General features: G+C 68.2%; 21 protein-coding genes. 6 read left to right on the top strand and 15 right to left on the bottom strand.

Features of this window, described 5'->3' with window-relative positions; genetic code table 11:
• Window positions 1-52: 52 nt before the first annotated feature.
• Window positions 53-802, top strand: coding sequence for an MBL fold metallo-hydrolase (locus ACT3SZ_RS03465; protein ID WP_444616712.1), 750 nt, complete (start codon window positions 53-55; stop codon window positions 800-802).
• 30 nt (window positions 803-832) lie between these two features.
• Here ACT3SZ_RS03465 and ACT3SZ_RS03460 read toward each other — a convergent pair whose 3' ends face one another.
• The 7 genes from ACT3SZ_RS03460 to ACT3SZ_RS03430 all read right to left on the bottom strand — a co-directional run bounded on the left by ACT3SZ_RS03460 (window position 833) and on the right by ACT3SZ_RS03430 (window position 9,243).
• Complete coding sequence (locus tag ACT3SZ_RS03460) at window positions 833-1,327, bottom strand: hypothetical protein (protein ID WP_441582912.1); 495 nt, start codon at window positions 1,325-1,327, stop codon at window positions 833-835.
• 140 nt (window positions 1,328-1,467) lie between these two features.
• Window positions 1,468-2,061: a nitroreductase family protein gene (locus tag ACT3SZ_RS03455; protein ID WP_444616710.1), complete on the bottom strand. Its 594-nt coding sequence runs from the start codon at window positions 2,059-2,061 to the stop codon at window positions 1,468-1,470.
• Window positions 2,062-2,141: 80 nt separating this feature from the next.
• Complete coding sequence (locus ACT3SZ_RS03450) at window positions 2,142-5,048, bottom strand: FAD/NAD(P)-binding protein (protein WP_444616708.1); 2,907 nt, start codon at window positions 5,046-5,048, stop codon at window positions 2,142-2,144.
• Complete coding sequence (locus tag ACT3SZ_RS03445; RefSeq protein ID WP_444617045.1) at window positions 5,039-6,031, bottom strand: pyridoxal-phosphate dependent enzyme; 993 nt, start codon at window positions 6,029-6,031, stop codon at window positions 5,039-5,041. The genes ACT3SZ_RS03450 and ACT3SZ_RS03445 overlap by 10 nt, the downstream gene beginning before the upstream one ends.
• Window positions 6,032-6,084: 53 nt before the next feature.
• Window positions 6,085-7,491, bottom strand: a complete 1,407-nt coding sequence (locus tag ACT3SZ_RS03440) for a glutamate decarboxylase (protein WP_444616706.1) — start codon at window positions 7,489-7,491, stop codon at window positions 6,085-6,087.
• 103 nt (window positions 7,492-7,594) lie between these two features.
• A complete protein-coding gene (locus ACT3SZ_RS03435) occupies window positions 7,595-8,209 on the bottom strand; it encodes an isochorismatase family cysteine hydrolase (protein ID WP_444616704.1) in 615 nt (204 codons plus the stop codon).
• Entirely contained in the window at window positions 8,206-9,243 is a 1,038-nt protein-coding gene (locus ACT3SZ_RS03430) for an NADP-dependent oxidoreductase (RefSeq protein WP_444616702.1), read from the bottom strand. Before ACT3SZ_RS03430 ends, ACT3SZ_RS03435 begins: the two co-directional genes overlap by 4 nt.
• Window positions 9,244-9,390: 147 nt before the next feature.
• Between ACT3SZ_RS03430 and ACT3SZ_RS03425 the strand changes: the two genes are divergently transcribed.
• Window positions 9,391-9,981: a TetR/AcrR family transcriptional regulator gene (locus ACT3SZ_RS03425; RefSeq protein ID WP_444616701.1), complete on the top strand. Its 591-nt coding sequence runs from the start codon at window positions 9,391-9,393 to the stop codon at window positions 9,979-9,981.
• Window positions 9,982-9,986: 5 nt separating this feature from the next.
• Here ACT3SZ_RS03425 and ACT3SZ_RS03420 read toward each other — a convergent pair whose 3' ends face one another.
• The 5 genes from ACT3SZ_RS03420 to ACT3SZ_RS03400 form a co-directional block, all read right to left on the bottom strand.
• Window positions 9,987-11,261, bottom strand: coding sequence for a YkvI family membrane protein (locus tag ACT3SZ_RS03420; protein ID WP_444616699.1), 1,275 nt, complete (start codon window positions 11,259-11,261; stop codon window positions 9,987-9,989).
• Window positions 11,262-11,571: 310 nt separating this feature from the next.
• Window positions 11,572-11,961 carry a tautomerase family protein gene (locus ACT3SZ_RS03415; protein WP_444616697.1) on the bottom strand — a complete coding sequence of 130 codons (390 nt, stop codon included), beginning with the start codon at window positions 11,959-11,961 and terminating at the stop codon, window positions 11,572-11,574.
• A 22-nt stretch (window positions 11,962-11,983) separates the two neighbouring features.
• Window positions 11,984-13,474: a CoA-acylating methylmalonate-semialdehyde dehydrogenase gene (locus tag ACT3SZ_RS03410; protein ID WP_444616695.1), complete on the bottom strand. Its 1,491-nt coding sequence runs from the start codon at window positions 13,472-13,474 to the stop codon at window positions 11,984-11,986.
• Between the two features lie 36 nt (window positions 13,475-13,510).
• Window positions 13,511-13,858, bottom strand: a complete 348-nt coding sequence (locus tag ACT3SZ_RS03405) for a cupin domain-containing protein (RefSeq protein WP_444616694.1) — start codon at window positions 13,856-13,858, stop codon at window positions 13,511-13,513.
• Between the two features lie 46 nt (window positions 13,859-13,904).
• Window positions 13,905-15,290, bottom strand: a complete 1,386-nt coding sequence (locus ACT3SZ_RS03400) for an NAD(P)/FAD-dependent oxidoreductase (protein WP_444616693.1) — start codon at window positions 15,288-15,290, stop codon at window positions 13,905-13,907.
• Window positions 15,291-15,445: 155 nt separating this feature from the next.
• Between ACT3SZ_RS03400 and ACT3SZ_RS03395 the strand changes: the two genes are divergently transcribed.
• Genes ACT3SZ_RS03395 through trhA form a run of 3 tightly spaced genes read left to right on the top strand, consistent with a single transcriptional unit; the run spans window position 15,446 to window position 18,269 of the window.
• Window positions 15,446-16,951, top strand: coding sequence for a PucR family transcriptional regulator (locus ACT3SZ_RS03395; RefSeq protein WP_444616691.1), 1,506 nt, complete (start codon window positions 15,446-15,448; stop codon window positions 16,949-16,951).
• A gap of 9 nt (window positions 16,952-16,960) precedes the next feature.
• Entirely contained in the window at window positions 16,961-17,560 is a 600-nt protein-coding gene (locus ACT3SZ_RS03390) for a 1-acyl-sn-glycerol-3-phosphate acyltransferase (RefSeq protein ID WP_444616689.1), read from the top strand.
• 10 nt (window positions 17,561-17,570) lie between these two features.
• A complete protein-coding gene (gene trhA, locus ACT3SZ_RS03385; protein ID WP_444616687.1) occupies window positions 17,571-18,269 on the top strand; it encodes a PAQR family membrane homeostasis protein TrhA in 699 nt (232 codons plus the stop codon).
• Window positions 18,270-18,335: 66 nt separating this feature from the next.
• On the opposite strand, the gene ACT3SZ_RS03380 is transcribed toward trhA, so the two are convergent.
• The 3 genes from ACT3SZ_RS03380 to ACT3SZ_RS03370 form a co-directional block, all read right to left on the bottom strand.
• A complete protein-coding gene (locus tag ACT3SZ_RS03380; protein ID WP_301443614.1) occupies window positions 18,336-18,539 on the bottom strand; it encodes a cold-shock protein in 204 nt (67 codons plus the stop codon).
• A 202-nt stretch (window positions 18,540-18,741) separates the two neighbouring features.
• Window positions 18,742-19,776: an alcohol dehydrogenase catalytic domain-containing protein gene (locus ACT3SZ_RS03375; RefSeq protein WP_444616685.1), complete on the bottom strand. Its 1,035-nt coding sequence runs from the start codon at window positions 19,774-19,776 to the stop codon at window positions 18,742-18,744.
• Between the two features lie 75 nt (window positions 19,777-19,851).
• On the bottom strand, window positions 19,852-20,946 hold the full coding sequence (locus tag ACT3SZ_RS03370) for an NAD(P)-dependent alcohol dehydrogenase (protein WP_444616684.1): 1,095 nt from the start codon (window positions 20,944-20,946) through the stop codon (window positions 19,852-19,854).
• Between the two features lie 122 nt (window positions 20,947-21,068).
• Here ACT3SZ_RS03370 and ACT3SZ_RS03365 point away from each other — a divergent pair, with 122 nt between their 5' ends.
• Window positions 21,069-21,776 carry a YoaK family protein gene (locus tag ACT3SZ_RS03365; protein ID WP_444616682.1) on the top strand — a complete coding sequence of 236 codons (708 nt, stop codon included), beginning with the start codon at window positions 21,069-21,071 and terminating at the stop codon, window positions 21,774-21,776.
• Window positions 21,777-21,924: the final 148 nt, after the last annotated feature.

Below are 21,924 nucleotides of genomic sequence, written 5' to 3'. Positions count from 1 at the left end.
GTGGTACCAGCTCTTCCATTGCAGCACCCCATTGCACGAGAAAGGTTCCACCATGTCTGAGATAGCGAAAGACGTCTTCTGTTTCAGTGGCACGGAGGTCAACGTCGGAATTCTTCGTGAGGGCAGCGACCTCACGATGATCGACGGCGGGTGGCCGGGCGACGTGGAGGCCATCGAGGAGGCGATTCGGTCGATCGGGCACAAGCCTGAGGACGTCCGCGCCATCCTGCTGACCCACGCCCACATCGACCACCTCGGCGCGGTGGATTCCTTCCACCGCCGCTTCGGCACCCCGGTGTACTCCGATCCGATCGAGGTCCACCACGCCGCACGCGACTACATGGAGCAGGCCGGGGTGAAGGAGGTCCTGCACGGGCCGAAGCCCGAGGTCCTGAAGTGGTGGGAGGAGGTAAAGAAGGTCGGCGCGGCCTCCGACATCACCATCACCGACGTGCAGCCTGTCGGCGACGGCCCGATGGACATCCCCGGACGCCCCGTGCCGGTGCCCACCCACGGGCACACCTCCGGGCACAGCGCCTTCCTGATGCCCGAGGTCGGTGCGATCGCCACCGGCGACGCCCTGGTCACCGGCCATGCCTGCTCACGCCAGTTCGGTCCCCAGCCCTGCCCGTGGTTCTTCAACCACTCGCGCACCGAGGCCCTCGAGGCTCTCGACGCCCTGGAGAGCATTGAGGCGGAGGCGATTCTGCCGGGTCACGGAAACCCGCTGAAGATGAACCTGGGCGAGGCCGTGCGTGCCGCACGCCTGTTCGCCGAGGAGTCCGGGTTCACCGACCACTAGGCGCAGGTCCCGGGATACCGGGAGGACACGTCAGTCGAACCTGATGACGTTGTCCTCCCGGTTGATCTGTCCCTGGGCGCCCCAGTTGATCCATCCACCGTCACCGTCGTTCGTGAGGGAACCGGCGTTGGAGTAGAAGTACAGGACGTAGTTCCCGCCCTTGATGTCGATCGGTTCGGCCCAGATCTGGCCCTCGGAGTTGATGTCCTGGTTCTTGTTGGCGATCGCCACGGCCGTCACGGGACCTTGGCCGTCGATGTTCTTGCCCTCGGTCTGCGTGTAGGCGATGTCCAGGCCGGCGCGGACCGCGCCGCCCCTGTCGTCCTGGTCGTTGACGGCGTCCCTGATGGAGTCCACCACCGTGACCGGGTCGATGCTGACACCGACATCGACCTTCTGCTCGACGCCGGGTGCCGGCGCCTCCTGCGCCACCGCGGGGGACGCTGCCCCTGCTGCGACGGTTCCCGCGATGCCCACGGACAGGGCTGCGGTGACGAACTTCCTGCTGACACGTGTGTGTCCCATGATGCGCTCCTTGGAGAGTTGAGGAGTGGGTGTTGTCTGGTGGTGTGCCCCGGATGCCCGGGGGAACCACCACCGATGGAAACATATTTCTGCGGGTTATGCCCGGGTTCGGCTCGGAGTGAACGCGTTGCGGTAGCCGCTCACCCGTCGACGAGCACGGAGTCCGTGAGCGGTCGGCGGGTGCGCGGTGCGTTCTCCCGCTCCAGCACGGCGGGGTCCACGGCGGGGTCCACTTCGGTGTCACCGAGGACGCCGACGGCGACGACGGTGAGGGGCACCAGCCCCTCGTCCAGGGAGAAGGCCTCGGCGACCGCGGCGGGATCGAAACCGCTCATCTGGTGGACCAGCAGGTCGTTGGCGTGCGCCTGGAGGGTGAAGTACGCGGCCGCCTGGCCGGCGTCGTACTGCGCCTCGGGTAGGACGTTGCCCTCGGCGTCGGTGGTCTCGGCGACGATGACCACCAACGCCGCGGCGTCCTGCGCCCACCCGCGGTTGAACTCGATGAGCGAGTTCAGCACCGTGGCGTGGGCAGCACCGCCGCGGCGGGCGAGGAGGAACCGCCAGGGCTGACGGTTGAACGCCGACGGCGCCCACCGGGCGGCCTCCAGGGCGCTACGCAGCGCGTCCTCGTCGACGGGGGAGGAGCGGTCGAAGATGCGCGGGCTCCACCGCGTGGCGACGACGTCGAGGACGGGGGCGTCGGTGGGTGCTGTGCGGTCTGTTCGCTGTGTCATGACCAGAGTCAACCATCACCGCGCGCGCATTGTTCCCTTTCCATTCAGGGGGTATCGGAAGCGGACCGGCAGTGTGGACGTCACCGGTCGATGTCGTCGACCTGGGCCCCGTCGAGGGCCCCGTCGAGGACCACGTCGAGGACTACGTTGCGGGCCAGCGGGATCTGGTGCGAGGCGCTCTCGAGAATGTGCATGAAGTAGCCGGCGGTGTTCGGGATGACCAGGGTGTCGCCGGTCGAGATTCCCTCCGGGAAACGCATCCGTCGGCGGATGATCACCTCGTCCTCGATGCAGTACGCGCCGACGAGGAAACCCTCCGCGCCGGGACCGCGTTCCGGACGGCCGGGGGGTCCTGTGCCCGACGTCCGCTGCCGGACGAGCAGGGGGTCGACGAGGATGTCGTCCGAGGTGGTGCGGCACTGCGTACGGTTCATCTCCACCCCGACCAAGGGCACCCCGTCGCTACGGTCCTTGAGGAAGGCCACACGTGCCAGGATCATCCCGCAACCGTCGAGCACCGCGCGCCCCGGTTCCAGGTGCAGCCGCAGGCCACGGCGGATCAGCGCGTCGGCGGCGGATCCGTCGAGCAGTCCGCGCAACCAGTCGCCGCGCACCGGCGACTGGTGGAAGGGGTAGGTGTTCGCCAGCGGGTCCGATTTCCACGTGAAAGGGGCCCCGGTGCCGTCGACCATTGCGCGGCGGGCGTCCAGGAACGCCTCCCACCGGGACTCGTCGTCGAGGTAGCTCATCGGCACACCGCCACCCAGGTCGACGAACTCTGGACGGTGCCCCAGCTCCGTCGCGGCATCGGTGACCTGTAGGGCGTCGGTCAGGGCGAGCCGCCGGTCCGCGGCCGAATAACCGTGCAGGTGAACGTGCGCGCCGACGACCTCCACCGTGGTCCCGACCTCCACGAGTGCGTCCCGCCAGGTCGCGGGACGTTCCCCGAAGCGGGTCGGTGGCAGATGCGCGGGGTCCGGCGACACCCGTGGGGCGACGCGCGCCCGGACCGCGGGACCGCCGTCACCGTGCTCGCCGAGGCGGCCGAGACGGCTGAGACGGTGCAGTTCGGCCAGGTTGTCCACGGACACGGTCACCGCGTTGTCCACCGCCAGTCGCAGCAGTCGGTCCGGTTTCACCGCCGCGCTGAGGATCACGCGGTCCCCGGGAACACCACGGTCGAGGACCTGACGCAGCTCGCGTTCGCTGGCGACGTCGACCCCGTGACCGGCCCGGACCGCGGTATCCACGAAGCACAGGGCTTTATTCGCCTTGCGGGCGTAGAACACCCGGGTCTCCACCCCGGAGTCGGTGCCGGCGTCGCGCAGCTCCGCCATGTTGCGCACCATCGGTGCGGTGCGCAGGACGTTGACCGGGGATCCGTGCTCCTCCAGCAATGCGCGGCACGCCCCGGCGTCACCCAGCAGCTCCACCATCCACGGCTCCAGCCGTGCGGGCAGCGGTACGGTCCCCTCGGCACCGGGCTGACCGGGCTTTCCGGGACGGCGGGGGCCGTGGGCCTTGACCACGCGCCGTGCCCACCGTGGCACCATGTCGTGCAGGGAGCGGTTGAGGGAATCGGCCCCGGTCAGTGCCGCGTCGGCGTCTCGTCCGACCACGGAGAGACCCGGCCGGCCCACCACCTGCCCCGCGGCGCCCACCCACCCAGGGCCGGTGCCGTCGCCGGTGACATTGCCGATGCCGGACGCCAGGGTGCCGGGAACGTCCCCGGCCGGGGCGAGGACCGCGTCGACCACCACGTCGGCCGGCGGCATCAGCGTCCTGACCTCCGCGTGTGCCGGGGCGTGGACGATTCCGGCGTCGATGAGGGCCAGCAGCCAGGCGGCGTTGTGCGGCGGCAGTCCGAACGCCACGCGCTCCAGGGTCCGGGCCAACGCCGCGAATCCGGGCAGTGTGCTGCGTCGACCGTGGGACGTACGCCACACGATCGCGGGATAGAGCGAGCGCCACGCGTGGCCGACCGCCCAGGTGGCGTCGGGGGTGGCGGTGCCGGTGGCGACCGCGTGGGAACGGCGGAGTTCGGCCACCGCATCGGTTCCGGTATCGGTACCTGCGATGATGCGGCGCACGAGAGCCCCATCCTCCGCGCCCTGGGCCGTGGCAAGCAGACGGTCCGCCGCGCACGCCACCGCCTCCCGCAGCTCCCCGAGGTCGCGGCTCACCCGCACCCGACGCTCCTCGTCAGCCAGGCCGCCCGACGGCAGCAGACCCGCCAGGAGACTGCCCGGCTCCGGCTTCACCGACATGAATCGGCCGGTGCGGCTGAACGGCCGGATGGACGCAGGCTCGGACCCGCCGCGACGGTAGACCCACCCACCGTCGGCGGGGACCACGGTACCGCCGCGTCCGAGGGTGAGCTCCAGTGCGGCGTCCACGAACGTCAATGCCGCGCCGCGCACGTCCACCACCGCGCCCGCGGCGATCCGGCGTAGACCGTCGGGCGGATAGACCCCGACGACCGGTACGGCAGGGATCTCCTGCGACTTGATGGTCGGGGCCAGGGCCCCAGGCCAGGTCCGTGCGTGCCCGGTGGCCAGCAGCACTTCGTCGTACCCGTCGAGTTCGCCCAGGTCGGTAACCCGGGAGGCCACGAAGCGCAGCGTGCATCCCGAGTCCGGGTGCCGCGTGGAGTCGAGAAGGGCCTGCCAGGACTCGGCGAAGAACCGGCCCACCAGCGCCCGTGGAGGGAAAGGGTTGGCGTCGGATTCGTGCTCGACCTGCCGCCGCCACCCGTCGAAACTGCCCAGGGCGCTGGTGACGATGTGCGAGGACACGTTCATCGTCCAGTAGTCGGGCTGCTCCGTGTCATAGGCCGACCCGGTACCGGGGGGCCGGTCGTCCCACACGTCCACGGCCACCCGCACCCCGTGCGTTCGCGCCTGGTCCAGGAGTTCCTCGGCGGCCCACAGGCCCCGCGGCCCGGCCCCGACGATCGCGACCCTCAGGTCGGGAGAGTTCACGGCCATGATGGCACCTCCCCGATGTGGTCGGCGACCCAGTCGTCGTCGTAGAGCGTGTCCAGGTAGGCGGTACCGAAGTCGTGCAGCACCAGTACGGTGTCCGTCGGCTGCTCCGCATCCCGGCTTTGGTCATGTTCACGGGCATGTTCACGGGCACGGCCCGCAGCCGCCGCGACGACCGCGCCGCCGGACGCCCCGGGCAGGATCCCCTCCCGACGCGCCAGCGCCCGGGCACCGGCCACCGTCTCCGCCGCAGACACCCGCACCACGTCCCCGACGTCTGTGAGCCCGGCGAGATCCGGGACCACCCCGGCACCGAACCCCGGCAGCAGACGTTCCCCACGCCGACCGCCGTAGAGCACCGACCCCTCCGCGTCCACCGCAGTGACCTGGGTTCGCGCACCGATCTGGTGCAGGTGCCGGATGCACCCGCCGATCGTTCCGGTGGTGCTCACCGCCACGAACAGGGCGTCCGGGGCGCGCCCGAGCTGGTCGACGATTTCCCGCATTGTCCCGGTGGAGTGCGCGTCGAACGCCGCCTGGTTGGAGTACTGGTCGAGGTTCACCGCGCCCGGGAGTTCACGGAGCAGGCCAGCGACCCGGACGCGCCGGGCGGCGAGCCAGTCCCCGGTCGCCGGGTCGGGGGAGTCCACGTGGTGCACTGTGGCACCGAGGGCCGTCATCGCCGCCACCGTTTGGCGGCTCGCGTGCGGGTCCACCACGCAGTGGAAGTCGATATCGTGCAGTACGCAGTCCCTGGCCAGGGCCACGCCGAGGTTGCCGGAACTGGACTCCACCACGCACCCGCCTGCCCGCACGGTGCCCGCGGACAGCGCGGAGGCGAGCAGCGCGGCGGCCGTGCGGTCCTTGGCGCTGCCGCTGGGGTTGAACCCCTCGAGTTTCGCCCACACCCGTGCCGGGCCGGGGAAGAGACGATCGAGCAGGACCAGAGGGGTCCCGCCGACCGTGCCGCGGATACCTGTCGTGATGGGGGAGCCTTTCGTCGACGGCCAGTTGCTACGACGCTACGCCGCGGACCGGCTCAGTGGTGGAAGCCTGGATGCGACTGCCCGGCGGCGGAGTCCGCGGCATTGAGGTGGTCGACGCAGGCGTGCAGGTCGCGCACCAGGAAGGACGCCAGGTCGCGGCTCATGCCGTTGCGCACCACGATGCGCTGGACGGTGACGTCGGAGAGGTCGTCGGGCATCGGGTAGGCGGGCACCTGCCAGCCCTTCATCCGCAGCCGGTCGGAGAGGTCGTAGAGCGTCCAGCCGCGTGCGGCGGCACCCGCGAGGCGCCAGGCGAACACCGGGACGTCCTGCGCGTCGTTCCACAGGTCGAACTCCGGCATCGCCCCGATCTCCCGGGCCAGGTACCGGGCCACGTCGATGGTGTTCTGCTGGACCCGCCGGTACCCGTCCATCCCGAGCTGCAGGAACAGGTAGTACTGCAACAGCACCTGCGCGCCGGGGCGGGAGAAGTTCAGCGCGAAGGTCGGCATGTCCCCGCCGAGGTAGCTCACGCGGGAGACCAGGTCCTCCGGAAGGTCCTCAGCCTGACGCCACACGACCCACCCGAGCCCGGGGTAGACCAGCCCGTACTTGTGGCCGGACACGTTGATCGACGCCACCCGCGGCAGCCGGAAGTCCCACTCCATCTCCGGCTGCAGGAACGGGGCGATCATGCCGCCGGACGCGGCGTCCACGTGGATGCGCACGTCCAGGCCGGTGTCCGACTCGATCCTGTCGAGTGCGGCGGCGATGTCGGCCACCGGCTCGTACATGCCCGTGTAGGTCACCCCCAGGATCGCCACCACACCGATGGTGTCCTCGTCGACGTACCGTTCCAGGTCGTGCCCGTCGAGGACCTTGTGCTCCTCGCTGATCGGCACGTAGCGCGGTTCGACGTCGAAGAAGTTGCAGAACTTCTCCCAGCACACCTGCACCGCCGAGGACATCACCAGGTTCGGACGGGCGGTGGACGCGCCGGCGGCGCGGCGGCGGTGCTGCCAACGGCGTTTCAACGCCAGTCCGCCCAACATGCAGGCCTCGGACGAGCCCACCGTCGAAGTGCCGACCGCCCCGCCCCTACCGTCTGTACTGCCCGTGCCGTCTGTACCGTCTGGGTCGGGGGCGTTCCACAGGGCGGCGATCATGCGCCAGCAGCGTTCCTCGATGTCCGCGGTGGCCGGGTACTCGTCCTTGTCGACCATGTTCTTGTCGAAGGCCTCGCGGTAGAGACGGTCGGCGTAGTCGTCCATCCACGTACCCACGAAGGTGGCCAGGTTCATCCGGGCGTTGCCGTCCAGCATGGCCTCGTCGTGGATGACCTGGTAGGCGGTCTCGGGGAGGGACTCGGACTCCGGGATGCGGTTCCGGGGGAAGCTGGTGGTCTCGCCCACACGGGCGAACAGTGGGTTGAGTTCGACGTGCGGGCGGTCCTGGGTCATTGCTGAGGTTGCCTTCCTGGCGGTGGGGCCTGCGCTCTCCCCGCCGAGGGTACGCCGGGGAAAGGGCGGGGGAGCGTGGCGCGGAAGGTGACCTAGAGGTAACTCAGAACCCTTCCAGTACCTCCGCGGTCGTGGCGATGCGGTGCGCGTAGGTCGGGCCGTTGAGCTCGTGGGCGGCGTGCATCATCTCCGGGGTGAACGCCGCGGTGGCGTCGCGCACGAGGGTCACGTGGTAGCCGAGCTCCATGGCGTAGCGTCCGGTGGCCTCGATGCAGGTGTTGGCCAGCATGCCGACGAGTACCACGTGCGTCACCCCGTGCTGCTTGAGCTGCAGGTCCAGGTCGGTATTGGCGAAGCCGTTCTGTGCCCAGTGCTCGGCGACGACCACGTCGTTGTCTCCGGGCTGGAAGTCCGGGTGGAACTCGCCGCCCCATTCACCGGCCTCGAACAGCTTCATCTCCAGGGCGGCCGCCTGGTTCGGGTTCACGAACTGCCAGTCGTGCATATTCGTCGGCGTCCACCGGCGGTGGGGCACGAAGACGATGGGGACGTCGTGGTGCCGCGCGGCGTCGGTGAGGGTGCGCAGGTTGTCGAGGAGGTCGACGTCCTCGGCGACGTCCTGCACCATCGGCCAGACCTTGCCGCCCTCGGAGAGGAAGTCGTTGTAGGGGTCCACGACCAGGACGGCGGTGCGTCCTGCGTTGGTGTTGGTGCTCATGCTGCTTCTCCGTTTCGGGTGTTCTGGATGGTGACGAGCATCTTTCCGGTGTTGACGCCGCGCATCATGTCGAGGAAAGCGTCGATGGTGTTGCCGATGCCGTCGACCACGGTCTCGTCCCACACGATCTCGCCGGTGCCGATCCAGCCGGCCATGCGCGTGGTGAACTCTTCGACGAGGTCGAGGTGGGCACCCACGGTGAACCCGCCGACGGTGAGGCCGCGGGTGATGATGTTCTGCAGGTTGTCGGGGCCGGGTACGCGGTCGGTGGTGTTGTAGCCGGTGATCGCGCCGCACAGGGCGAGGCGTCCGGCATCGTTGATCACGTCGAGCGCGGCCTCGAGGTGGTCGCCGCCGACGTTGTCGAAGAACACGTCCACCCCGTCCGGCGCGAGCGCGGGGAGCTGCTCGCGGACGGGGGCGTCGCGGTAGTTCAGCGCGGCGTCGTACCCGTATTTGCTGGTCAGCAGCTCGACCTTCGCGTCGGTGCCGGCGGAGCCGATGACGCGTCCGGCGCCGAGCAGGCGGGCGATCTGGCCGACGGCGGTGCCCACGGCCCCGGCCGCCCCGGAGACGAAGACGGTGTCGCCAGGTTTCATCCACGCGATCCGGGTCAGGCCCACGTAGGCGGTCAGCCCGGTGAGGCCGAGGATGTGCAGGTGGGCGGAGAGCGGCGCGCCGGGGATGTCGGGGACGGGCCGGAACGTGGAGGCGTCGTCCTGGATGATGTCCGTCCACCCGTGCTCGTGGAGCACCGCGGTGCCGACGGGCAGGGCGTCGGACGCTGAGGCGGTGACACGTCCGACGGCGCCGCCGGTGATGGTCTCGCCGAGTGCGAAGGGCGGGACGTAGCTGCGGCCCTCGTTCATCCGGCCGCGCATGTAGGGGTCGACGGAGACGAACTCGTTGGCGACGCGGACCTCGCCGGGGGCGGGGTCGGGGTAGTCGACGGTGACGGTGCGGAAGTCGTCGTACGTGGGCCAGCCGGTCGGTCGGTGGACCAACTGGATCTGGGTGCTTGTTGCCTGCGGCATGGTTCTCCTGGTTGGGTACGCTGGTGGCGGCGGGTCCGGTGGTGTCATGTGGTGTCAGATGGAGCCCGGCCAGAGTTTTAGTCCGGCCAGTACAGTATATACTGTACTGACCGATACGCAACTGCGGAAGGATGACGAGGCCCGACGATGGGACGCCCACAGACATTCAGCACCGAGACCGCCGTGCGCGATGCGCGCGCGGTCTTCTGGCGCCACGGCTTCGACAACGCCCCGCTCCCCGAACTCGAACGCGCCACCGGCCTGGGCCGCTCCAGCATCTACCACGCCTTCGGCTCCAAACGCGGCCTCTTTGACGCCGCCGTGACCAACTACCTCGACGAGGTCATCCGCCCCAGCCTCACCCCCCTGACCGGCGAAACCGTCGCCCCGGACGCCTTCGGACGCTACCTCGACATGCTCAAAGACGCCTTCGGCGCGCAGGACGCCGCCAGCGCGGCTGACGGTTCCGACGGGTGCCTCATTCTCAACGCCGCCACCGCCCCCATCGGCAGGGACGCGACGATGGCCCGCGTCGTCGACGACTACCGCGCCGAACTACGCGCCGCCTACCTGCGCGGTATCCGCGCCGCCCGACCGCAGCTGGAACCGCGCCGCCAGGAGATCCTGGCTGATGCGTGTACCGGGCTGGTGATCTCGGCGTCCGTGCTCGTCCGGGTCTCCCCGGACGCCGCCGTCACCTCGGTGGTCACCGCGCGCGAGCTGCTGGACGCGGCGTAGGGGTCCTACCTAGTTGCGGGACGTTCTTCGGTGGTCGCGGGGGACTCCTCGACGGACGCGTCCTCGCCGTGGTGGATGAGCTCATTGAGCCTGTCATTGTCCGCGTCGCACTCGTCGATGGCGGCGTTCAGCTCCGAGTCGAGCGCGGGGTCGCCCCCGTCAGTCTCTCCTTCGCCCTGTCCCCGCTCGCTGACGATGTCGGTGATCCGGTCACGCCGGTCACGCTCGCGGGCGATGCGCACCCGGGACTTCACCCACCAGCCGACCAGGAGGATGATCATCGCCAGGCCGGCCCAGCCGATCAATGGGTAGAACACCGACATCAGGCCCTCGAAGCCGATGAAGCTCACGGCGTACCCCAGCAGTGACACCCCGATCAGGGACGGGACGTACCACTCGGGACGGCGCGAACTGACCCGCTTGCCCAGGGCGTAGAACATCCCGATCGCCGTGTTGAAGATCATGGCGAAGATGATGAACGTCATGAGCAGTCCCAGGGTGGGGTGGATCGAGGTGTAGAGGCTCTGCGTGGGCACGGAATCCTCGTGCACGTCGGCGATGTTCGCCAGCAGCGTGATCGACGACATCAGGATCAGCACGCTGAAGAGTAGGCCGCCGAAGAAACCACCGCGACCCGCCGTGCGCAGGTTTACGTGGGAACCGCCGATGACCAGGCACATCGAGACGCCCAGCAGCAGTGCCATGCCGCAGTAGTTCAACGCGGAGAGCCACCAGGGCCGCACCGGCGAGTCGAGGCTGACCGCGATCTCGTTGAGGTGGGTGAAGTCCGAGGGGAAGTTGAACAACGTGTAGACGAACGCCCCCACCACCGCGAGGACGAGGAACGGTGTGATGCCACCGATGATGGCGCTGACCTTCTCGACGTCCAGGAGGCCGGTGGCGATGACCAGCACGAGCATGATCGTGGACCCCACCCACGTCGGGACATTGAACTGCTGTTCGAGGTTCGACCCCGCCCCGGCAAGCATCACGAACCCCATGGCGAAGAGGGTGAGGGTCACCGACCAGTCGAAGGCCCTCGAGACGATCGGGTGGAGGATCTTGGTGAAGACACCACCGTGCTCCTTCGCCAGGAAGTAGCTGCCGATCTGAAAAATCACGGCGCCGGCCACGCACATGATCACGCTGGACAGCAGGACGCCCCATATCCCGGATACTCCGAACGAGATGAAGTACTGGATGAGTTCCTGGCCGGAGGCGGTACCGGCACCGACGAGTAGACCGACAAAAGCGAGCGCGATCTTTATTTGGTCTTTCAAGGGATGCAACCTTTCCGACGTGGTGATCGGGGCGACCGTCAACGTGACGCCATCACCACGCCTATGGGGACTGTGTTGTGGAACACAGTTCTTTGACCCGCTCCTATAGTTTCATCCCCCATAGGAGGTGGGCAGACTGTGAATGTATGGATCTTCCGGAGGGGCTCATACACATGGATGATAGGTTTCGCGGGTGCTGGCGACCCTGCGTTTCGCTCGATCGTCCCGGCGCACGGCGACGCCCCCGGCGATGACCTCGCGGGCTCTGGCGGTCATCTCCGGGGGCGGTGCGGTGGGTTCAGCGATGGGGTTAAAGGTCGCCGACGAGGAACTGTGCGCGTCCTCCTCCGAACGACCAGTCGGCGTCGCCGTTCTCGGTGACGGCGACAATCACGTCGTCACCGTTGATGCCGAGTCGGTCGTGCAGACGGGCCACGACGAGTTCATACAGGCGCTGCTTGGCCTTCGTGTCGCGCGTCTTGCTGATGACCCTGATCACCGTGAGGTTCTCACCCCTGGTGTAGCCGAGCCCGGTGTCGAGCATCCTCATCTCAAAGGGTTCGTGCTGGTTGAGTATCTGGTAGCGGTCAGTGTCCGGCACCTGGAAGGCGTCGACCACCGCCTCGTGGATCCCGTCGAGCAGGGCGGTCAGGTAATCCTGGTCGTGGCCCCGCAGGACATCGGTGATGATCAGGGGCATGGGGCGTCCTCCGGTCGTTTCGCTAGTCGTTCTCGGGGAACCCGAGGTTCAACCCGCCGTGGCTGGGGTCCAGCCACCGGCTGGTGACAGCCTTGGTGCGGGTGAAGAAGTGCACGCCCTCCATGCCGTGGGCATGGCTGTCTCCGAAGAGGGAGTTCTTCCAGCCACCGAAGCTGTAGTAGGCCACCGGCACCGGGATCGGCACGTTGATGCCGACCATGCCGACCTCCACCTCGTTCTGGAAACGGCGGGCGGCGCCGCCGTCATTGGTGAAGATCGCCGTGCCGTTGCCGTACTCATTGGCGTTGATCAGCTCCAGGCCCTCGTCGTAGGACGCCACGCGGACCACCGCGAGCACCGGTCCGAAGATCTCGTCGCGGTACACCGTCATGTCCGGTGTGACGTTGTCCAGCAGCGTCGGGCCAAGCCAGAAGCCGTCTGCACCGCCGTCCGGGTCGACCTGGCGTCCGTCGACGACGACGGTGGCGCCCTCGGCCTCACCGGCGTCCACGTAGGAGGAGACCTTGTCGCGGTGCTGGCGGGTCACCAGGGGGCCCATGTCGCTGTCGCGCGTGCCGTCACCGGTGCGGATGGTGCGGGCCTTCTCGGCGATCCTCGCCACCAGCTCATCGGCGACGGAGTCCACGGCCACGCACACCGACACCGCCATGCAGCGCTCGCCAGCGGAGCCGAAACCGGCGTTGACCATGGAGTCGGCGACGACGTCGAGGTCAGCGTCCGGCAGGACAAGTGCGTGGTTCTTCGCCCCGCCGAGGGCCTGCACACGCTTGCCCGCGGCGGTGCCGGTCGAGTACACGTACTGGGCGATCGGCGTGGAGCCGACGAAGCTGACGGACCTGATGGCCGGGTTGGTCAGGATCTCGTCCACGGCGGTCTTGTCGCCCTGGACAACGTTGAACACGCCGTCGGGCAGGCCTGCTTCCTTCCACAGTTCGGCGACCCACAGGGCGGCACTCGGGTCCTTCTCGGACGGCTTGAGCACCACGGTGTTGCCGGTGGCGATGGCGACGGGGAAGAACCACATCGGCACCATGGCCGGGAAGTTGAACGGCGAGATGATGCCGACCGGACCCAGGGGCTGCAGGATCGAGTAGGCGTCCACCCGGGTGGAGGCGTTCTCGCTGAACCCGCCCTTGAGCAGGTGCGGGATACCGCAGGCGAACTCCACGACCTCCTGGCCGCGGCTGATCTCGCCGAGAGCGTCGGAGAGAACCTTGCCGTGCTCGGCAGTGATGATCTCGGCAAGCTCGCCCTTGCGCTCGTTGAGCAGTTCTCGGAAACGGAAGATGATCGACACTCGGCGGGCGAGGGAGGTGTCACGCCAGGCAGGGAAGGCTGCCGCGGCGGCGTCGATGCCTGCCCGGGTGTCGTTGACCGAGGCCAGCAGGACGTTTCCGGTGGTCTCGCCGGTGGCGGGGTTCGTGACAGGGGCGGTGCCGGTGGCGTCCCCGGTGTAGGCCTCGTTGTTGACCCAGTGGGTGATCGTGCTCATGGTGGTGTTCCTTTCAGGAGAGCGTTGACGGGGGCTTCAGAAGATCGTGTAGGCCTTGCGAACGGTCTCGGTCACGTCCCAGCGGCCCGTCCACCCGACCGGGAGGATGACGAAGGACCCGGCACCGATCTCGGTGGTCTCACCGGTGTCGTCGTCGGTGAGGGTGGCACGGCCGGACAGGATGAAGCAGACCTCGGTGTCGGCGCGGTCGACGACGGGCCAGCCACCGGGCTGGCACTCCCAGATGCCCGTGCTCGCGTCCGTCCCGTTATCTACGGGCAGGGTGTTCAGTTGAGGGTCGCCGGAGTCGGCGCCGGCACGCTGTCCGGCAGGGTTCAGGGGGCCGTTGACGATGTTGGCGGGCAGGTGGGTCAGGGTGGTCATGAGGTCTCCTTGATGTGGGGTGGCGAGGTGTTGTCGGGGAATAGGCTCAGTGGGCGCCGGTCAGTTTCTCCAGGAACGCCGACACGGTGGAGGGACGTCGGGTGAACCTCTCCTCCAGGTCACCGACCTGTGCGGCGGCGAGTCCGGCGTTCACGCCGGCCCAGCGGAAGGGTTCGAACTCCCAGCGTGGGGACCTGTGGTCGACGATCGGGAGGCTGTTGATCCCGTCGTCGCGGTTGAGGATGAGGTTGCGCAGGATCCGTCCGGAGAGGTTGCTCGTCGCCACTCCGTCGCCCACGTAGGGCCCGGCCCAGGCGAGTTTGTGGCCCCGGTCGAATCCGACGGAGGGGAACCAGTCGCGTGGCACGCCGAGCGGCCCTCCCCACCGGTGAGTGACGGCCACGTCCCGCAGCTGCGGGAAGAAGTCGTGCATGGTGTCGACGATGCCGTCGTGGATCCGGTCGTTGTTCTCGAAGGCCCGGTCGACGCGCGAGTTGAAGTGGTACGGCGCACCGCGGCCACCGAAGATCAGGCGGCCGTCGGCGGTCGGCTGGGCGTAGATCCGTAGGTTGCGCATGTCGTTGAAGGCGGTACGGGTGGTGAACCCGAGCTCCTCGCGCAGCTCCTGCGGCAGCGGCTCGGTGGCGACGACCAGGGAGTACAGCGGGGCGACGTCGCGGCGGAACCGCGGGAAGCAGGGGGTGTAGCCCTCCGTCGCACGGACCACGACGTCGGCGGTGACCGTGCCACGGTCCGTGCGGACGGTGCCTTCGCCGATGTCGGTGACGGTGGTGTCCTCGTAGATGGTCCCGCCGTTCTGGTCGAGCCAGGTGGCCAGGCCACGCACCAGGTGGTCGGGCTGGATCACCGCGCAATGCGGTGTGTACGTCGCGCCGAGGACGCCCTCGGCGTTGATGATGGAACGGGCCTCGTCCGCACCGAGCAGGCGCGACTGGCCGGTCACGCCGAAAGCCTCCGAGCCGGCGACTGCGGCCTTCGCCCTGGTGAGCTGGGCCTTCGTGCGGGCTAGCCCCAGGTGGCCCTCCTTGGCGTAGCTGCAGTCGATGCCCTCCTCGGCGGTGACACGGCCGATCTCGTCGACGGCACCGTTCATCGCCTCCTGCAGGTCCAGAGCTGCGCGATGGTCGTAGAGTTTCGCCACACGGCCCAGGGAGACCGGGAAGATCGCCGACGCCCAGCCGCCGTTGCGGCCGGAGGCGCCGAAGCCGGCACACTCCTTCTCGAGGACGGCGATGCGCAGCGAGGGCTCCGCCTTGCGCAGGTAGTAGGCGGTCCAGAGCCCGGTGTACCCGGCTCCGATGATGGCGACGTCCACGTCGATGTCCGCCGACAGCGCGGGGCGGCGGGCGGTGTCCCGGTCGTCCTTCCACAGCGCGGTCGCGACTGTTCCTGGGGTTTTAGAAGTGTTCATGGAGCTTCTCCTTGTGGGGTGTGCGGCTCCCTTCAGTGTGCGGTCGGAATGTGACGGCCACCATAGTTTGGATGCAAAGGTTTACCACCAAAGGTTGTACATTTGGATAGTTGGCGGATCGTGGCGGCAGATGGAGGATGGACACCGTGATTTCCGTGGGAGACCTCGTTTCGTTGGCGGCACCGGGACTGCGGTACCGCGCGGGCGAGGTCGGTGCACAGCGTCTCGTGACCTGGGCCCACGTCTGTGATCTCGAGGACCCGTGGAACTGGATCGCCAGGGGGGACCTCATGATGACGACGGGTCCCGGCGTCCCCCGCGCGCCGCAGGATCAGGCGTGGTGGCTGGGACGTCTTATCGATGCCGGGGCGAGCGCACTGGTGGTGGCACCGAAAGAGGGCAGCCTCGAGCTCGGGTCGGAGATGCTTGAGCTCGCCGACGAGCGCAGCTTTCCGGTCCTCGACGCAGAGTTCGGGCTGCACTTCGTCGCGCTCGCCCGCGCGGTCATCGAGAGCACCGTCGACGCCGAGCGGGCGCGTGTCGCCGCAATCAAGCGGTTGTATGAGATCAACGGGAGGGCCATCGAAGAGGGGCACGACCTGGACGAACGTTTGAGCGCACTGGAGAAGGTCAGCGGGTGGAACCTGCGGATCTGGGACGACGCGGATGCGACGGTACTGTTCACCGGCCGCGGCGCCCGCCGCGCCGGGCTCGACGGTGCGCCCGGCACCGGAGAGGGTGAGGATGCCGAGCAGACCGTGGCCCTGTACGGCGATCCGGACATCCGGCTGGTTGCCAGGGCGCGGCCTGCACGGGAGGGGGACACGGGGGACGGCGCGTTGCTGGCCCATGTTGTGGGCCTGCTCGGCATGGAATTTCGCTACCGGGCGGCAGGACGCGACCAGCTCCGGGCGTCCGGCGAAGGTCTTTTGTCGGGGCTCGTCGACGAGTCGATCACCGTGGCCGCAGTGTGGCCGGAACTGCGTCGCCGCGGCATGATCGACGGCGTGGCGGTGGTCTGCTGGTACACCGGTTCCGACACCCCGCTGGACCACCACGATCTGCACCGGCGCGAATGGTTGCGGGGGACTGCACCGCTGCTCATGCCGCTGGGCGGACAGCTGCTCGGACTCGTCCCCGCTGATGGCGTCGTCGCCGAACGGGCATCCGCATTGCTCGGAGACACGGTGGTCGCCGGGGTCAGTTCACCGCTGACGGCGAATTCGTCCTTCCCTGAACTCGTCCGCCAAGCCCGACTCGCCGCGTCGCGCGCGATGGAGTCCGGGCAGGTGTGCGTGCGCTACGGGTCGGCGTGGGACGACTCCGACCTCTTCCCGGCGTCGGTGGAGGGGGTACGGGGCCTCGTTCGACGTGTGCTCGGTCCCCTCATCGACTACGACCGTGATCACGGCACCGACCTAGTCAACTCCGTGTGGGTACTTCTCGACCACGACGGCAACTGGAGTCGCAGTGCCGAGGAGCTCCATGTCCATCGGCAGACCTTGGTCTATCGCATGAACAAGGTCGCCGAACTGTGCTCGGTGAGGCCCACCAGCACGAAAGGCGCGGCCTTGATGTGGTTCGCGTTCGAGAGCGCGCGTCGCGCGGGGCTGGACGTCGCCGCGGTCCGTGACATCGAGGGATCAGCAGGTCCGTTGTAATATGGACCAATGATAAAACGCCTCATCGCCAGTGCGTTTTGGTTCGTCAGCAGGTGGCGGCTGGCACCCCGGCCCGCGCCTGAACGACCCACGATCCTCATCGGCGCACCGCACACGTCCAACTGGGACTTCATCCTCATGCTTGCCATCGCCTGGAAGCTGGGGATCAGGATGCGGTGGCTCGGCAAGACCAGCCTCTTCCACGGCTGGCAGGGCCCGGTGATGCGCGCGCTCGGGGGGATCGCCGTGGACCGGGAGTCCCCCGGTGAGGTCGTGGGGAACCTGGTCTCCCAGCTCAATGACGACAAGGGCCTGGCCATCGTCATCACGCCGGACGGCACCCGCGGTGCCCACGAGTACTGGAAGTCTGGCTTCTACCGCCTCGCCGAGCAGACCGGCCTGCCGCTCACGCTCGGCTACGTGGACCGTCCCACCATGACCACCGGCCTCGGTCCCACCTTCGAGGTCACCGGCGACGTGGCCGCCGACATGGAGAAGATTCGGGAGTTCTACCGCGACAAGTCCGGGTTCATCCCCGCCTCCCGGGTCGAGCCGCGGCTGCGCAACGAGCCGGGCAGCGAGCCGGGCAATGAGCCGGGTGCGGTGTGAGGGGCACGTCATGACCACCGACCCCGGCACCTCCACCCGGCGCACCGTGTTCTACCGCGGGCCTCGTCCCGTCCTGCGCGGTTACCTGCACCTGTTCGCGTTCTGGTTCTTCCTCGGCACCGGCACCAGCCTGACCGTCCTGGCGTTCGCCTCCACCGGGTTCTCCTGGCTGGCCGTGGCCACCGCCGTCTACGCGCTCTGTCTCGCCGGCATGCTCGGCGTCTCCGCCCTGTACCACCGCGTGCCGTGGAAGAGCGAGGGGTCGGTGCAGGGGTGGCGTCGGGCCGATCACTCCATGATCGCCATCTTCATCGCTGGCACCTACGGGCCGGTGTTCCTCGGGGCGGACGCACCGGGCAACCGGGCCGCGCTGCTGGTGCTGTGCTGGGTCACGGCGATTGCCGCGGTGGCGGTCAATATCCTGTGGATCACGCACCCGAGGTGGTTGTCTGTCACGATCTACCTGGTGCTGGGGTGGATCGCCGTATTCGGCATGAACATTCTGTGGCACGGGCTCACGGCACCGGAGCTGGTGCTCATCATCCTTGGTGGGGTGATTTACAGCCTCGGCGCGCTGGGGTACGCGCTGAAGTGGCCGACGATCAGCGAACACTGGTTCGGCTTCCACGAGGTCTTCCATGCCGGCACGATCATCGCCGCCGGCCTGCACCACATCGCCATCTGGATGATCGTGCTGAACGCCGCGTAGCCCGGCACGCACAGGAAAACCCCGGCACCCTCGCTAAGCGATGGTGCCGGGGTCGGGAAGTTCTTCCTAGACCACCGTGACGGAGACAGCGGCCGGGCCCTTGCGGCCGTCCTCGGTCTCGAAGGTGACCTTCTGGTTCTCCTCGAGGCTACGGAAACCGTTGCCCTGGATCTCCGAGTAGTGGACGAAGACGTCGGCGGAGCCGTCCTCGGGGGAGATGAAGCCGAAGCCCTTTTCAGCGTTGAACCACTTGACAGTTCCGTTGATCATAAGATCATCCTTTCTTCAGTGTCAGCGTCCGGACCATTCCGTGCGCTGGGTCGACCGAATGTTCCTTGAGGAATCAGTTCGCGTCCAAAAGACAACTTCCGTGAACTTGATTCCTTCCGGGGAACCGAAAGGGAAAAACAACTCAGAAACTGTAACCGGCATCCACACTACACGGGCGGGGCCGAGGTTCCAAGGGTGCTAGCTACGGCACCAGGACGATGCGTCCGGCGACCGTGCCCGCACGCAGGTCGTCGAACGCGCGCGGCGCGTCCTCCAGCGGGTACGTCGTGGTCTCCACGTGCAGCTTTCCCTGCTGGACGAGCGCCACCGCCTGGCGCATATCGGCGCGAGTACCGCCGTAGGAGCGCTCGATGTTCACGCCCCACTCCAGCGGGGACGCCGCGGTGTTGTAGCCGAACTCGCCGCCGCCGAGGCCGACGAAACGGATTGCTCCGCCCACGCCGATGACCGACAACGCCAGGTCCACCGTCGGCTGCACGCCGACGAAGTCCAGGACGACGTCCGCGCCGCGCCCGCCGGTCTCCTCCAGGATGCGTGCGGCGGCGTCGCCGTCGCTGGGCAGCGCCAGGTCCGCGCCGTGGGACGCGGCGTACTCCACCTTGGAGGCGTCGGTGTCCAGCGCGATGATGCGGGCACCTGTCGTGGCCGCGAGGATCTGCAGGCCCACGTGGCCCAACCCGCCGAGACCGATGGTGACCACCGTGGCACCACCCACGAGCCGGTCACGGATGCTGTTGATCGCGTGCATCGGGGTCAACGCGGCGTCCGCCAGCGGGGCGGACGTGGTCGGATCCAGGTCGCCCAGCGGGTCGAGGTGGTGGGTCTTCACCGCGATGTACTCGGCCATGCCACCGGGCGAGCCGATGCCGGGGGACACCGGCGCCATCGCGCCGCGCGGGTTCGCCACCTCGCACTCGTTGTCGCGTCCGGCGAGGCACTTGTCGCACTCACCGCAGCTCAGGACGAGGGCGACCAGGGCACTGTCGCCCTGCTCCCAGCCGGTGACGGCCTCGCCGGTCTTCTCGACCACACCGGCCACCTCGTGGCCCAGGGTGGCGCCCATCAGCGGGCTGTCGTCAGTGCCGATGATGTGCAGGTCGGAGTGGCAGAGTCCGGCCCCGGACACCTTCAGCAGGACCTCGTCGGCCTGGATCTCTGGCACCGGCCGGTCCTGTACCTCGACGGTGTCCTTGGCGGTGAATGTCACTGCACGCATGCGTGCTCCTTCTTCTTGTACTTCTGGGTTGTGGTGTTTTTTGAAACAGCCTCAGGGCTGCAGGGCCTCAGGGCCTCAGGGCATGGTCAGCACGGCCTTGACGGTCTTCCCGTTGACCGTGTCTTCGATGGCCTGGTCGATCTGCTCGAAGGGGTAGGTGGTGACCAGTTCGTCGAAGGGGAACCGTCCTGCCTTGTACAGCTCCACCAGGTGCGGGATGAACACCTGGGGGACGGAGTCGCCCTCGATGGCACCGATGATCTGCTTGCCGGACGCCGAGATGCGCTCGAGGTCGATCATCGCCCCCGGCTTCGGCGCGCCGATCAGCGCGATCCTCGCGCCGAAGGACGTGGAGTCGATGAGCTGGGAGACCACGCCGGGCACGGCGGTGGTGTCCAGCGCGTAGTCGGCCCCGCCGCCGGTGATCTCCAGGATCTTCTCGACCGGGTCCTCGTTCTTGGAGTTGATGGTGTGCGTGGCGCCGAGGCGACGGGCGAACTCCAGACGCTCGTCAATGATGTCGACGGCGATGATGGTCGTGGCCCCGGCGACGCTGGCCGCCATGATCCCGGCCAACCCCACCGCGCCGGTGCCGGTGACCACGATCGACTCGCCCGCCGGCACGTTCAGCGTGTTCAGGACGGACCCCGCGCCGGTCTGGATGCCGCAGCCCAACGGGCCGGCGATTTCCACCGGTGCGCCTTCGGGCAGCACGACCACGTTCTTTTCCGAGGCGATCGCGTGCGTGGCGAAGGACGACTGGCCGAAGAAGCTGCCGTGCACCCCGTCGTCCTCGAACGTGGTCGAGCCGTCCTCACGGGCGCCGCCGAAGTTGAGGTACGTGAAGTTGAGGCAGTAGGCCTCCCGTCCGCTCCGGCAGTTGCGGCAGTGGCCGCAGGCCGCGTACGACATCGCCACGGCGTCGCCCACCTTCACGCCGAGGACGGCGTCCCCGACCTCTTCCACGATCCCGGCGCCCTCGTGGCCCAGGACGATGGGGTACGGGCTTTCGATGTCACCCTGCCGCACGGCAATGTCGGTGTGGCACAGCCCCACCGAGGTGACCTTGACGAGCATCTCATCGGGGCGCAGGTCCCCGAGTGTGAGATTCTCGAAAGTGAACGGCTCGTTGACTCCACGGACGACTGCAGCCTGAACTGGTGTTGACATGATCTACTACCTGTTCTTTCTCACGGTTTTCGCTTATGCCTCCAGGGTAGACCCGTTCAGGCGATCGCGGCACGGTAGTCTCGGCGGCTCCGCTCAACCGACCCCTCACGGAAAGTCCCCGCATGCCTCCACGCAACCCGGCCCTCGGCCCGTACCACGACCGTCGCGAGATGAACCTCGGCATCGTTCTCGCTGGACTTGCCGGGGCCATGGGCGCGGCCGCCTGGCTGCACAGTTCCGGCTGGTACGTGACCTTCATGACCGGCAACACCGAGCGCATGATCCTGGAGCACTTCAAGGACAACCACCTGCTCGGCCTCGGCGCGCTGGCCACGGTGGCGGCGTTCCTGGTGGGCGTCATGGTCGCCACATTCGCTCGTATCTATTGGTGGACGAAGTCCCGGCACGCCGCGACGTTGGTCACCATGGTCGCCGCCTACGTCGCCTGGTTCTTCGACGTCCTCACCGACGAGGCCGGTGCGTCCTTCGGCGTGATCCCGATCCTGTCGCTGGCCTTCGGCCTGGGTGCGTTGAATACCTCCATCAGCCGCGGCAACCAGGTGGCGATGCCGTTGTCGTATGTGACCGGCACGCTGGTGAAGATGGGCCAGGGGTTCGCCCTGCACCTGTCCGGGGTGCAGCGGTGGGTGTGGGTCGCCCAGGTGGTGACGTACGCCGGCTTCCTCGTGGGCATCGTGCTCGGCGGGGCGGTGTTCCACTCCATCGGCACCCACAATTCCCTGGCCGCCCTGGCGGTGATCACCACGGTGATCGCCGTGGTCACCTGGAAGCTCGACCACCCGCGCTTCGCCGCGAAGGACGCCGCCTAACGCGCTGACCCCGCGTCGCGTACAGGATCCGCTCGGATCGTGGCACGCGACGCCCGGATCTGGCACGCGACGCGGGCAGCGTCCGGACGCAGCGCCGGACGTCACGCAGGACGCTGCGCAGGACGCTGTGTTGTCGGTCACGTACTGG

Origin of the sequence: Corynebacterium sp. AOP40-9SA-29 (assembly GCF_052377405.1) — a bacterium.
Taxonomy (GTDB): domain Bacteria; phylum Actinomycetota; class Actinomycetes; order Mycobacteriales; family Mycobacteriaceae; genus Corynebacterium.
Note: the sequence above shows the minus strand (reverse complement) of the source record. Positions and strands in the feature narration are given on the sequence as shown.